The sequence below is a fragment of the Streptomyces sp. NPDC060028 genome, from assembly GCF_042736725.1.
In the GTDB taxonomy this organism is placed as follows: Bacteria; Actinomycetota; Actinomycetes; order Streptomycetales; family Streptomycetaceae; genus Streptomyces.
This window is the reverse complement of record NZ_JBHWVJ010000021.1, coordinates 13,738-27,397: the sequence shown is the minus strand read 5'-3', so window position 1 is coordinate 27,397 and position 13,660 is coordinate 13,738. Positions and strand designations below refer to the sequence as shown.

At 74.1% G+C, this 13,660-nt stretch carries 7 protein-coding genes and 1 pseudogene; 2 read left to right on the top strand and 6 right to left on the bottom strand.

All coding sequences use genetic code 11. The features are described 5' to 3' along the window. Nucleotides 1–40 precede the first annotated feature (40 nt). Together ACFWBF_RS13345 and ACFWBF_RS13340 are read left to right on the top strand one after the other, a co-directional pair. Nucleotides 41–1,027, top strand: coding sequence for a GlxA family transcriptional regulator (locus tag ACFWBF_RS13345; RefSeq protein ID WP_385599823.1), 987 nt, complete (start codon nucleotides 41–43; stop codon nucleotides 1,025–1,027). Then, a complete protein-coding gene (locus ACFWBF_RS13340; RefSeq protein WP_385599820.1) occupies nucleotides 1,024–3,783 on the top strand; it encodes a SpoIIE family protein phosphatase in 2,760 nt (919 codons plus the stop codon). Before ACFWBF_RS13345 ends, ACFWBF_RS13340 begins: the two co-directional genes overlap by 4 nt. Nucleotides 3,784–3,852: 69 nt before the next feature. On the opposite strand, the gene ACFWBF_RS13335 is transcribed toward ACFWBF_RS13340, so the two are convergent. From ACFWBF_RS13335 to ACFWBF_RS13310, 6 genes and pseudogenes are all read right to left on the bottom strand, one after another. After that, nucleotides 3,853–5,925, bottom strand: a complete 2,073-nt coding sequence (locus tag ACFWBF_RS13335) for a SpoIIE family protein phosphatase (RefSeq protein WP_385599817.1) — start codon at nucleotides 5,923–5,925, stop codon at nucleotides 3,853–3,855. A gap of 29 nt (nucleotides 5,926–5,954) precedes the next feature. After that, the gene (locus tag ACFWBF_RS13330) at nucleotides 5,955–9,185 is read right to left on the bottom strand and encodes a DUF3376 domain-containing protein (RefSeq protein ID WP_385599814.1); all 3,231 of its coding nucleotides are present in this window, start codon (nucleotides 9,183–9,185) and stop codon (nucleotides 5,955–5,957) included. Nucleotides 9,186–9,264: 79 nt separating this feature from the next. Beyond that, nucleotides 9,265–10,689, bottom strand: a complete 1,425-nt coding sequence (locus ACFWBF_RS13325) for a phytoene desaturase family protein (RefSeq protein WP_385599810.1) — start codon at nucleotides 10,687–10,689, stop codon at nucleotides 9,265–9,267. A 101-nt stretch (nucleotides 10,690–10,790) separates the two neighbouring features. After that, entirely contained in the window at nucleotides 10,791–11,615 is an 825-nt protein-coding gene (locus ACFWBF_RS13320) for an inositol monophosphatase family protein (protein ID WP_385599807.1), read from the bottom strand. A gap of 329 nt (nucleotides 11,616–11,944) precedes the next feature. Beyond that, complete coding sequence (locus ACFWBF_RS13315) at nucleotides 11,945–12,811, bottom strand: TIGR03842 family LLM class F420-dependent oxidoreductase (RefSeq protein ID WP_385599804.1); 867 nt, start codon at nucleotides 12,809–12,811, stop codon at nucleotides 11,945–11,947. A 24-nt stretch (nucleotides 12,812–12,835) separates the two neighbouring features. Then, a pseudogene (locus ACFWBF_RS13310) lies at nucleotides 12,836–13,609 on the bottom strand (amidohydrolase family protein); the annotation flags it as partial. Between the last annotated feature and the right edge of the window lie 51 nt (nucleotides 13,610–13,660).

The following is a 13,660-nucleotide window of genomic DNA, read 5'->3' as shown; positions in this document are numbered from 1 at the left end:
CCTTGGCAGGGATGGCGGCGCCCGTGGCAGACTCACCGCCATGCACCGCGTCGCGATCGTCGTCCAGCCCGGCATCCGCGCCTTCGACCTCGCCGTCATCACCGAGGTCTGGGGACCCGACCGCAGCCGCCTGGGGGTGCCGCCCTTCGAACTGCGCCGGTGCGCCCTGGACCAGGGCCGCCCCATCCCGCTCCCCGGCGGTCTGACCCTGGTCCCCGACCGCGGGCTCGACTGGCTCGCCGAGGCCGACCTGGTCGTCGTACCGGCGCTGGCCGAGCCCGCCGACCCGTCGCCCGGGCCCGTCCTCGCCGCCCTGCGGGAGGCGCACGCCCGCGGGGTCCCGGTGGCCGCCCTGTGCGCGGGGGCGTTCATCCTCGCCGAGGCCGGGCTGCTGGAGGGCCGCCGCGCGGTGACCCACTGGTGGCTGGCCCCGCAGCTCGCCGCGCGCCACCCCGGAATCCTGGTCGAGGAGGACCTCCTCTACGTGGCCGACTCCGGGCTGTGGACCTCCGCCGGGGTCGCCTCCGGAATCGACCTGTGCCTGCACCTGGTCCGCGAGGCCCACGGCGCCGAGGCCGCCGCCGCCATCGCCCGCTCGATGGTGACGGGCCCCTTCCGCACCGGCGACCACGCCCAGTACCTGGACCGCCCGACGCCCGCCGCCGACCGGACGGCCGAAGCACTGGCCGCCGTACGGGAACGGGCCCTGCGCCGGCTGCACGAGCCGCCGGACGTGGCCACCCTGGCCCGCTGGGCCGGCATGTCGCCACGCACCTTCGCCCGGCACTTCGTCGCGGCCACCGGCACCACCCCGCACAAATGGCTGCTCGGCCACCGGCTCGACGAGGCCCGCAAACTGCTGGAGCGCACCGACCACCCCGTCCCCGAGGTGGCCCGGCGGGCCGGATTCGCCAGCGAGGTCACCTTCCGCCAGCACTTCACGTCGTACGTCGGCGTCAGCCCGCGCGCCTACCGGGCGGCCGCCGCCCCCCGCAACCGGGACGACAGTGTTAGAAAGGGCTCATGACCGGACGCTTTGGCCGACCCAGGGGCAAGCCCCTGGGTGCCCGCAGCGTCGCCGGTCAGGTCTTCGCCCTCCAGGCCGTGCTCGTGCTGCTGCTGATCACGGCGGCGGCCCTGGCCCTGGTGTTCCAGGCCCGCTACGACAGTGAGCGCGACGCCCGCCACCGCTCGCTCGCGGCCGCGGAGGCCTTCGCGCACGCGCCCGGCCTCCCGGCGTCTTTGAAGTCCCCCGACCCCGGCGCCGAGCTCCAGCCGCTGGCCGAGGGCGCCAGGAGGGCCTCCGGGGTGGACTTCATCGCCGTCCTGAGCACCGACGGCATCCGGTACACCGACTCCCGCCCCGATCTGATCGGCAAGCGCGCCACCGGCGACCTCTCGCGCGCCAAGGCCGGCCAGGCCTTCACCGAGACCTTCACGGGGAAGCCCAGCAACGTGGTCCGCGCCGTGGTGCCCGTACTGGACTCCACGGGCGCCGTCGTCGGACTGGTCTCCACCGGCATCGACGTCGCCAGCGTGGGCGACGCGGTCGAGGGCCAGCTCCCCCTGCTCCTCGGCGCCGCTGTCGGCGCCCTGCTGCTCGGCACCGGCGGCGCCGCCCTCGTCAGCCGCCGGCTGCGGCGCCAGACCCACGGTCTCGGCGAGGACGAGATGACCCGGATGAACGAGCACCACGAGGCCGTTCTGCACGCGGTCCGCGAGGGTGTGCTCATCATCGGCGCCGACGGCCGGCTCGTCCTCGCCAACGACGAGGCCCGCCGCCTCCTGGACCTGCCGCCCGACGCCGAGCAGCGGCACGTGGGCGACCTGGGCCTCGACCCGCGCACCGCCGCCCTGCTCTCTTCCGGGCGGGTCGCGACCGACGAGGTCCACCTGGCGGGCGACCGGCTGCTCGCCGTCAACGTGCGGCCGACCAAGCCCTACGCGGGCCGGCCCTCGGGCACCGTCATGACGCTGCGCGACTCCACCGAGCTCGCCTCGCTGTCGGGCCGGGCCGACGTCGCCCGCAGCCGCCTGCAGCTGCTCTACGACGCGGGCGTGCGGATCGGCACCACCCTGGACGTGGTGCGCACCGCCGAGGAGCTGTCGGAGGTGGCGGTCCCGCGCTTCGCCGACTTCGTCACCGTCGAGCTGCTGGAGCCGGTGCTGCGCGGCGAGGAGCCCTCGGTCGTGTCCGGCACGTACACCGAGATGCGCCGGGCGGCCATGAGCGGGATCCGCACCGACCAGCCGCTGCAGCCGGTCGGCGACACCATCCGGTTCATCGTGCCGACGGCGCCGATGGCGGCCGCGCTGGACGCGGGGCGGGCGGTGCTCGCCGCGGATCTGAACGCCGCCTTCGGCTGGCGGGCGCAGGACAACGAGGGAACCAGGGTGGCCCTGGATTACGGGCTGCACTCGCTGATCTCCGTACCGCTCCAGGCCCGTGGCGTGGTCCTGGGCATGGCGAACTTCTGGCGGGCGGACACCCCCGAGGCCTTCGGAGAGGAGGACCTGTCCTTCGCCGAGGAGCTGGCGGCGCGGGCCGCCGTCTCCATCGACAACGCCCGCCGCTTCACCCGCGAGCACGCGGTGGCCGTGACCCTCCAGCGCAGCCTGCTGCCGCGGGTGCTGCCCGACCTGAGCGCCGTGGACGTCGCCTTCCGCTATCTGCCCGCGAAGGCCGGGGTGGGCGGCGACTGGTTCGACGTGATCCCGCTGCCGGGCGCGCGGGTCGCCCTGGTCGTGGGCGACGTCGTCGGCCACGGCGTGCACGCGGCGGCCACGATGGGCCGGCTGCGGACGGCCGTGCACAACTTCTCCACCCTGGACCTGCCGCCCGACGAGCTGCTGGGGCACCTGGACGAGCTGATCAACCGGATCGACCAGGACGAGTCCGGCGCCGACCCGGACACGGCGGCGGGCTGGACCGGAGCCTCGGAATCCGCCGGCGTCACCGGCGCCACCTGCCTGTACGCCGTCTACGACCCCGTCTCCGGGCGCTGCACCATGGCCAGCGCCGGACACCCCGGGCCCGCGCTGGTCGGCCCCGACGGGCGCGTGGAGTACCCCGAGCTGCCGGTGGGGCTGCCGCTGGGCGTCGGCGGCATGCCCTTCGAGGCCGCCGAGCTGCACCTGCCGGAGGCGAGCCGGCTCGTCCTGTTCACCGACGGCCTGCTCGAAGACCGCGACCGGGACTTCGACACCGGCCTGGAGATGCTGAGCGCCACCCTGTCCCGACCGGGCCGCAGCCCGGAACAGGCCTGCGCCGACGTCCTGGCCGCGCTGCTGTTCCCGTCGCCGAGCGACGACATCGCGCTGCTGATCGCCGACACCCGCCGCCTGGACCGGGGCCACATCGCCGAATGGGAGGTGCCGGCCGATCCGGCGGCCGTCTCGCGGGTGCGGGGCGCCGGCGCGGCCCAGTTGGCCGACTGGGGGCTGGGGGACATCTCCTTCACCGCCGAGCTCATCCTCAGCGAGCTGATCACCAACGCCATCCGGTACGGGACCGCGCCCATCCGGGTCCGGCTGCTGCGCGACCGCAGCCTGATCTGCGAGGTCTCCGACGGCAGCAGCACCTCCCCGCACCTGCGGTACGCGGCCACCACCGACGAGGGCGGGCGCGGACTGTTCCTGGTCGCGCAGTACGCCGAACGGTGGGGCACCCGCTACACCGAGCGCGGCAAGGTGATCTGGGCCGAGCTTCCGCTGACCGGCGACGCGGAGCCGCCGTCGCAGACCGTGCCGGACCTGGACGCGCTGGAGGACCTGGCCTGGTGATCCGCCCGGGCTCCCGGGGCCCGACGGCAGGCTCTACGAGGGGGCGCCGCCAGCCGCCGCCAGCCGCCGCTACGCCGTCTGCGGCGCCACCGTGCGGGCCAGCAGCACCGCCACGTCGTCCTGCGGATCGCCCGGCAGCAGCCGGGCCAGGATGCCGTCGCACAGCTCCTCCAGCGGCTGCCCGGACCCCCGCAGCGCCCCGGCCAGCTCGGCCATGCCCTGGTCCAGGTCCCGGTCGCGGGCCTCGATCAGGCCGTCGGTGTAGAGCACGAGCAGGCTCCCCGGCGGCAGCTGTACCTCCTCGGTACGGAAATCGTGTCCGCCGGTGCCGAGCGGGGTCCCGGGCGGCCCGTCGAGGAAGCTGATCGACCCGTCGGCGCCCACGACGGCCGGCGGCGGGTGCCCCGCGCGGGCGATCACACAGCTGCCCGTCGCCGGGTCGTGGACGGCGTACACACAGGTCGCCATCTCGTCCTCGCCCAGGTCGGCCACCACCGCGTCCAGCGAGCTCAGCATCCGCGCCGGGGGCACGTCGTGCCGCGCGAGGGTCCGTACGGCCGTACGCAGCTGCCCCATGACGGCGGCCGCGTGGATCCCGTGCCCCATCACGTCCCCGATGACCAGGCCGGTCCGGCCGCCCGGCAGCTGGATGGCGTCGAACCAGTCGCCGCCCACGTCGTGGTCGCTGGCGGGCAGGTAGCGGCCGGTCAGCTCCAGTCCGGCGACCTCGGGCAGCTCGCTGTTGGTGAGGCTGCGCTGCAGGGTCAGCGCCGCCGCGCGCTGGGTGGTGTACATCCGGGCGTTGTCGATGTTGAGCGCCGCCCGGGCGACCAGTTCGTCCACGAGGACGCAGTCCTGCTCGTCGAAGGGCTCGCGCCCCTTCACCCGGGTCACCACGACCGCGCCGAGCACCCGGCCGCGCGCGACGAGCGGGACCATGCGGGCGGAGCCGAGGGTGGCGAGGTAGGCGCGCAGCGCCTCGGCGCCCGCCCCCGGCTCCGTGATCAGTGCCGGGATGTCGGACACGTACAGGTTCATGGGCCGCCCGTCGGCGATGACCCGCTCGTAGACGGTGCCCTCGGGGATCTGGAAGGTCTGTCCCGCGACCAGTTTGGCGGTGGGCGCCGCCGGGTCCGGGAAGACGGCGGCGAGGCGCCGCAGCACCCCGCGCGTGGAGGCTCCGGCGTCGTCGGGTTCCAGCACCGCCGCGAGCAGTTGTACGTCGGCCGAGTCCGCGAGCTGCGGTACCAGCACCTCCACGATCTCCTCGGCGGTCTGCCGCAGGTCCAGGGTCGTGCCGATCCGGGTGCCGGCCTCGGCGAGCAGGGCGAAGCGGCGCCGGGCCCGCTCGGCCTCGGCCTGCGCCCGCTGCCCCTCGGTGATGTCGATGAGGGAGGCGATCAGGCCGAGCGGCCGGCCCGAGCCGTCGAGGAGCGGGGCGTACGAGCAGGACCAGGTCCGGTCGTTGTCCGGGTCGGAGGCGGTCCGCCCGGTGCGGCGGACGTCGACGACGGCGGTGCCCCGGTCCAGGACCTGCTGCATCAAACGCTCCAGCGCGTCGGCGTTGACCCCGGGCACGACCTCGGTGAGCCGTTTGCCGATGTGCTCGGCGGCGGAGACGCCGTTCATCCGGGCCAGGGCGTCGTTGACGCGCAGGAAGCGCAGGTCGGGGCCGAGGGTGCCGAGGCCGATGGGCGACTGCGTGAAGAGGCTCTGGAGCGCGGCGAGGGAGTCCCGCATGCGCAGGACCTCGGAGGTCTCCACGGCGATCAGCATGGCTCCCGTGCGCCCCTGGGGGTCGGCGGCCGGGACGATCCACATCTCCATCGGGAGGGTGTGGCCGTCGCGGTGCCGTACGGGCAGGGTGCCGACGACGGTCTCGCCCGCCTGGACGCGGCGGGTCAGGTCGTCGGCGAGCTCGCGGTTGGCGCCGGGGACGAGCACGGAGGTGCCGGGGCGGCCGAGGATGTCCTCGGGGCGGTGTCCGAGCAGGTCCTGGGCGGCCAGCGACCACTCCACGACGCGGCCTTCGGCGTCCTCCCGCCACAGGGCGATCGGCAGCAGCTCGCGGAGCACGCCCGCGTACCCGACAGCCGCCACCGGCTGATCCGGTACCTCGCTCGTCTCCTGGTAAGTGTCCAACGCACGACCTCACCCCGGGGGGCTGATTCCTACCGATTCACCCTAGCCGAGGGCTCGGCCGAGGGCGCTGCGTCGGGCTGCCGCCGCCCCCTCCACGGCCTGGGGTAGAGCCAGGGCAGGATCCAGCTGGTCCAGGCGAGGACGGCGTACAGGACCAGGGCTCCCCACCAGCCGCCGGGCTCGCCGCCCAGGTGCTGGAGGACGCCGACGACGAGCCCGGCGATCAGGCCGGCGGCCAGGGACGCGCAGGGCACCTGGCACCAGCGGTTCGAGCCGAGGTAGAGCAGGGCCGCGGCGGCGATCGCGAAGGCGGCCGCGACGACCAGGGTGCGCTCCCAGGGGCTGGTGTCGTCCGTCGGGTGCAGTCCGCGCAGCTGCCAGAGGGCGACGGGCGGACCGAGCACGAGGAGGTACAGCGGCACTCTCAGCCAGCCGAGGCCGCTCTGCTGCCGGATGCCCGCTCCCAGGGCGATCATGGCGTAGCAGCACAGGGGGATGTGGGCGAGCAGCGAGGACCAGTGGTCGCTGGCGAAGGCGACCCCGATCCACATCAGTACGAACGCGATCAGGGCCGTCGCGGGCGCCAGGAGGGCGGCCAGCGTCGGAAGCCAGAACAGCGGCGCCACCGTGTCCAGCAGCACCCGTACCGGGCGGGCCCAGAGCCGTCCGGAGGGCTGGATCGCCGGCCAGGCGACCAGTCCCGTACGCAGGGCCGCGCGGCGCGGATCGGGGGCGCGGACCAGTTGGTTGACGCCTTCGGCGCCGATCTGGGCGAAGGACTCCACGGCCCCGTCGAAGACTTCGGGTGCGTTCAGGTCCAGGTTCGGCGTCCGGGCGGGGATCTCCTGCGGCCGGTTGCCGGACACGATGCCGTCCTTGTGCATTGCGGCGATCAGCGGGAGTTCCTCGTCGAGGATCTCGCGCTGGCGCACGGCGGTGAGTACGTACCGCACCCGGTCCCAGCGGTCCCGGTCCGGCTCGTTCTCCAGGTCCTGGTTCCAGTACTCGGTGAAGCGCGGTCCGAGGTGCATCTCGGCGGCGACCCGCTGCCCGAGCGCCGGATGGCCCCTGACGTTCCCGAACTTGGCGGCCAGGCGTTCGTCGGTGGCGGCCACGGCGACGAGGGAGGCCGCCGCGTCGAGCCGGCCCCAGGTCCAGTCGCCGAGCCGCCAGCGGACGCTGAGGAAGGCGGCGAAGTTGCTCAGCTGGTTGCCGCTGAGCTTGGCCTCGACCATCACCTCCGGGGTGCGCCCCCTGCCCAGCACCCGGTCGGTGGCCCAACTGCCGTTGGCGGCCGAAATGGTGTGGAACTTGATGTCGGTGGCCTCGGCCAGCGGGTCGGGGCGCAGCGGGCCGAGCAGCACCTCGGCGGCGAGCAGCGCCTCGAGCATCGCGGCCTTGCCGAGGAGCGCGGCCTCGCCCAGGGCCGTGTAGCCGGCCGGGGGCGGCTGCAGGACCCGCCCGATGTGGCGGCCGAGTGCGGCGAGCCGGTCCCAGAGGTCGTCGTAGAGGGGCTCGGACGCGTCGACGGCGGTGGATGGCCAGGGCGGTTGGGCGACCTCGGCGGCGAGGTCCACCGACCAGCGGTGCCAGGCGGTCACCTCCGCCCCGGCGAGGGGTACCGCGGGCAGGGCGTCGCGCAGGCGGCCGTTGGCCGTGGCGAGCGGGCGGATGGGGTCGGTGGGGATGCCGCCGTCGGCGAGCGAGTTGCGGTACGCGTCGAGGAGCATCCGGTCCCGGGCGGCGATGAGGGTGGCAACGGCGAGCCGGTGGGCGTACAGCAGTTCCCGGCAGTCCGCCACGCGTTGCGCGTGGCCGTGGGCCGCGCCGCTGTCCTCGTAGGCCCACAGCCAGTCCATGAGCAGCCGTACCGCGCGGGCCAGGGCCAGCGGCGAGCTCTTCGGGGTGGGCACCAGCCGCTCGGCGCAGTCGCGGAGCTGCGCGAAGAGGGCCGAGGCCTCCCCGCGGCCCTCGTCGAGCGGCTCGAGCGGGCCGGGGCCGCAGGGCAGTGGGAGCGGGTCGGGTCCGGTGACGTCCGCCGGGTCGGTCAGCAGCCGGATGAGCCGGGTGGCCTCCGCCAGGCCGACGGTCCGGGGGTACCGGACGGTCCGGGGGTTCGGGTCCTCGCGGTCCCGCGCCGCGCCCCGCAGGGTGGCGAACTTCGAGGGCAGTACGCCGGCGATGCCCTGTTTGAGCTGGGTGGCGGCGTCGGCGTCGCGCAGTTCGAGGGCGTCGTCGCGCAGGGACTCCGCACCCGACTTCACGGCCAGGGACTTCGTGGCGATGCTCACGAGCCGGGTGACGCGGCGCCTGCCGATGGGCTCGGGTTCGGGCGGCAGGGGCGGTACGGGCTGGAGGAACAGCAGCCACCTGTCGACCTTGCGGGTCACCGGGACCCCGGCGATGGCGCGGACCGCCCAGGCCACCGGGATGTTGTCGAGCAGCCCGCCGTCGATGAACTCGGCGCAGCCGTCCTGGTTCTCGTCCGGGTAGCCGGTCTCGCTGCTCACCCCGCGCATGTTGACCCGCGGCGGGTCCTCGACCGGCTGCGGGGTCTCGTTCCCGACGAACAGGCGGCCGGGTTCGAAGGCTCCGGGGAAGGAGGACGTGGTGCGCGCCGCGTAGGCGAGCCGGTCCAGGGCGGCTTTCCGGGCCTCGCCGTCCGGGGGGAAATCGGTGAAGCCGCCGCGGTGACGGAAGCGGAAGTACGCGTTCGAGCGGCCGACCAGCAGTGGCCGGCCGAGCGTGGGCCGCACCCAGTCCCGGCGGGGACGCAGTCTGGTCGCCGTCAGGATCAGCCGCAGCGAATCGACGGGCCGGTGGCCTTCCGGGGCCTTCTCGATGAGGGTGCGCAGCGCCTCGCGCAGTTCCCCGTAGAAGACCTCGTCGCCGCGCATCAGCGAGTCCGGCACCTGGAAGAGCTGTCGGCGCCGCAACAGGCCTTCCACGTCGCCGAGGCGCAGCCACACGTCGCGGACGCCGTCACCGAAGGGCATCCCGTACACGAGGTGGCAGGCGAGGAGTACGCCGTTCAGTCCGCCGGCGCTGGTCCCCGCGAGGACGTCGATGCCCACGGTCCGGTAGCCGCAGCAGTCCAGCAGTTCGCGGTAGACGGGGGTCACCGGGGCGGTCGGCGGGTCGGCCGCGTCCGGCGCCGCCTCCCGGAGCCGGGCGGTCTCACAACAGGCCCCGCCCATCCAGACGGCAAGGCTCACGCCACCCCGCATGGCGAGCGCCAGCCGCAGCTCGGAGCTGCTCATGCCTCCAGCTTCACCCCGGACCGCCCAGCCCGCACCCCGCCGGGCGCGGCGGGCGGGCCGGGTGTGCGCTCGCTCCGGGCTACGGGTGGCGCTGGTTGCGCAGGTGGCGCCAGACGGCCTTGGCCGCGTTGTGGCCCGACATGCCGTGGACGCCCGGGCCCGGCGGGGTGGCGGAGGAGCACAGGAAGACCGCCGGGTGGGCCGTCGTGTACGGGGAGAGGGAGAGCTTGGGGCGCAGGAGGAGTTGGAGTCCCGAGGCCGCGCCGCAGGCGATGTCGCCGCCGACGTAGTTTGCGTTGCGGGCGGCGAGCTCCGGCGGCCCGGCCGTGGCGCGGGCCAGGACCAGGTCGCGGAAGCCGGGTGCGAAGCGCTCCAGTTGGCGCTCGACGGCGTCGGTGAGGTCCCCGCGCCACCCCGCGGGGACGTGCCCGTACGCCCAGAACACGTGCTTGCCCTCGGGCGCCCGGCCGGGGTCGACGAGGCTGGGCTGTGCGGTGATGAGGAAGGGGTTGCGCGGGGCGCGGCCGCCGGAGGCGAGTTGCAGGGCGGCGTCGATGTCGCGGGTGGTCGGGCCGATCTGGACGGTGCCGGCGCGGCGCGGCGCCTCGGCGGTCCAGGGCACCGGGCCGGAGAGCGCGTAGTCGAGCTTGAACACGGCGGCGCCGTACTTGTAGTTGTCGTACACGTGGCCCAGCCGGGCGATGCGGGCCAGCGCGGTCGGCGAGGTGTCGAACACGTACGCCCGGGCCGGCGGAAGGTCGTCGAGCCGCTTGACCTCGAAGCCGGTGTGGATGGTGCCGCCGAGGTCCCGCAGGTACGCGGCGAGCGCGTCGGAGATGGACTGCGAGCCGCCGCGCGGCATGGGCCAGCCTCCCGCGTGCGCGGCGAGGGCGAAGACCAGCCCGACGGCGCCGGTGGCGATCCCGTTCAGGGGGGCGATGACGTGCGCGACGAGCCCCGCGAAGAGGGAGCGCGCGCGGTCGTCCCGGAAGCGGCGCAGCAGCCAGGTCGACGGCGGCAGCCCGGCGAGGCCGAACCGGGCCAGGGTGAGCGGGTCCCGGGGCAGCGCCGTCGACGGCAGCGACATGAAGTCCCGGACCAGGGTGTCCCATCTGCCGAGGAACGGCTCCACCAGCCTCCGGTACGCGCCCGCGTCGCGCGGCCCGAAGGACGCGGCCGTCTCCGCGACCGACCGGGAGAGCACGGCGGCCGTGCCGTCGTCGAAGGGGTGCGCCATGGGCAGCGGGGCGTGCAGCCACTGCAGCCCGTACCGCTTGAGCGGCATGGTGGCGAAGACCGGCGAGCCGATGCCGAGCGGGTGTACGGCCGAGCAGGGGTCGTGCCGGAAGCCGGGGAGGGTGAGCTCCTCGGTCCGCGCCCCGCCGCCGACGGTGTCGGCGGCCTCGAAGACGGCCACCGAGAAACCGCGCCGGGCCAGCTCGACGGCGGCCGTCAGCCCGTTGGGCCCGGCCCCCACCACGACCGCATCGAGAATCGACGGCACTTGTGACTCCTTAGTCCGGCGACGGCGACGGCGCCGGCGCCGCCCCCAGCGTATTGCGCCCGTCTACACGCGGGCTCGCACGACCGCCTCCCTCGCGCCCCTCACTCCCCCCGCAGCAGCTCGCGGATCCGTACCACCGTGGCCTCGTCGCGGCCCACGGCGAACGGCAGCGCATTGTCCCGGTCCACCCGGAAGGGGACGCCCTCGACCGTGCTCTGCGCGCCGCCCGCCTCGGCGACCAGCAGCAGCCCCGCCGCGTGGTCCCAGGCGGAGGGCCAGGTGAAGGCCAGGGCGTCCATCTCGCCGCGGGCCACCTTCAGGTACTCCAGGCCCGCCGACCCGCACGCCCGGGCGGCGACCCCCGGCACGTCCAGCCGGGCCAGCGCGCGCTTGTCCTGCTCGGAGGTGTAGAGCGGGTGGGCGGTGGCCACCCGGAGCTCGGCGCCCGGCTCCGGCGCACCGCTGTATATGCGCTCGCCGTTGACGAAGGCGCCCTGCCCGCGCACGGCGGTCGCGATCTCCTCCAGCGCCGGGGCGAAGGTCCAGGACGCGAGGATCTCCCCGCGGTGGGCCAGCGCGACCAGGGTGCAGAAGCCCGGGTCGCCCTCCACGAACTGGCGGGTGCCGTCGACCGGGTCCACGATCCACACCGGCGCGTCGGCGCGCAGCGCCCCGTACACGGTGGGATCGGCGTGCACCGCTTCCTCGCCGACCACGGCCGAGCCGGGCAGCAGGCGGGTGAGGGTGGCGGTGAGGTGCTCCTCGGCCCTGCGGTCGGCGACGGTCACCAGGTCGTGGGGGCCGTTCTTCTCGTCCACCTCGTGGTCGGCGAGCCGGCGGAATCTCGGCATGATCTCCACCGCCGCGGCCTTGCGGACGGCCTCTTCGACGGCGGACAGGTCACGGGCGAGAAAGTCATCGATCATGCCCCCCAGCAAAGCACGACCGACTGACAAACCCCACCGTCCGTCGCGTCCTGCGGCCGGACACCGGATGCACTCCCGGTGAACCGGCAGCCCGGCCCCCGCACCGGCACGGGATCACACGGACACCCCTTCAGCCGCGTCAGACCGACGCAGTCACGCCGAGACGGTCTGCGGGGTCGTCATCCACACCGCGGGCTGGTGGGGCACCTTCTTCAACACCGGCGTGCGGGTGACGAGCCCGTCGGACAGCCAGGCCGACTGGGGCCGGTACCGGTACTACGCGGGGCCGCGGACAGTCCGGCTCGGCCACGTCGAGCGCGTGGGCACCGTCACCGTGGACGAGGCAGGCGAGTGGAACGACTCCTTCTGCTGACGGGGGCCGCGCTCGTACTCGACGATCGGCCGTGGTGGCTGTAGTCGTAGCCTTGGCGGGCCTTGACGTACTCGGTGAGCTCGTCCGGGACCAGCGAGGAGTGCTCGCCGTAGCGGCCGACCAGGTCGGCGACGTGGTTGCCGACCATGCCGCCGAACCACCGGCACTGGTCGCGGGCGTGGGCGAGGTCCTCGCCCACGTACGCGGGAGCCGCCACGCAGATGGTGATCGAAGCCGGGTCGCGGCCGGCCGCCGCCGCGGCCTCCCGGACCGACTTGACCATCCACTCCGTGAGGTAGAGATCGGCGAGCTGGAGGATGAACCCGTCCGCCTTCTGCCCGGCCAGGGCCAGGGCCTTCGGCCCGTACGCGGCCATCCAGACGGGGAGCTTCCCGTCCCTGATCCAGGGGATGCGGATCGGGTTGCCGTCCACCACCGCCTCCCGGCCCTCGGCGAGGTCCCGGATGACCTCGATGGCCTCGCCGAGCCGGGCCAGGGTGTTCGGCGCCCGCCCGGCCACCCTCATCGCGGAGTCCCCGCGCCCGATCCCGCACACTGTGCGGTTGCCGTACATGTCGTTGAGCGTGGCGAAGGTGGAGGCGGTCACCTCCCAGGTGCGGGTGCCGGGGTTGGTGACCATCGGGCCGATGTGCAGTTTCTGCGTGTTGGCCAGGATCTGGCTGTAGATGACGAACGGCTCCTGCCATAGCACGGCCGAGTCCAAGGTCCAGCCGTAGCGGAAGCCGTTGCGCTCGGCGCGCTTCATGAGGCTGACGACCGCCGAGGCGGGCGGGTCGGTCTGCAGGACGAGGCCGAAGTCCATGGGGCTGCTCCTTACGCGGCGCGCTTACAGGTACTGGCAGGTGGAGCGGTGGATGAAGGCCCCGTGGCCGGCCCGGCCGGTGTATTCGAGCCGGTCGATGACGAGTTCGCCGCGCGAGAGCACGGTGTCGACGCGTCCGGTGATCCGCTTGCCCTCGTACGCCGAGTAGTCCACGTTCATGTGGTGCATCTCGGCGGAGATGACCTGCTCGGCGTGCGGATCGTAGAGGACGATGTCGGCGTCGGAGCCCGGCGCGATGGTGCCCTTCTGCGGGTAGAGGCCGAACATTCGGGCCGGGCTCGCGCAGGCGATCTCGATCCAGCGGCGGCGGGTGATGTGCCCGTCCAGGACCGCCTGGTGCTCGCGCGGACGCAGCGGGGTGGAGCAGACGTACTTGGCGCCCTGGAAGTCGGGCTCCGCGAGGTTGTCGGTGGACAGGAAGAGGTACTGCGGGCAGGTCTCCCCGAAGACGGGCAGCCCCTTGTCCCGGGCCGCCGCCAGCTCGGCCACCGCCTCCTCGGCCGACACGTGGACCACGTACAGCGGGGAGCCGGCCACCCGCGCGAGCTGGATCGCCCGGTGGGTCGCCTCGGCTTCGAGGAGGACCTTGCGCACCTCGCCGTGGTGGCGCGGATCGGTCTCCCCGCGCGCCAGGGCCTGTTCGACGAGGACGTCGATCGCGATGCCGTTCTCCGCGTGCATCATGATCAGCCCGCCGTTGCCGGAGGCCCGCTGCATGGCGCGCAGGATCTGGCCGTCGTCGCTGTAGAAGACGCCGGGGTAGGCCATGAACAGCTTCACCTATCCCGACACCCTCCAGCATCGTAACGTCACTTTGCGTGAGATTCC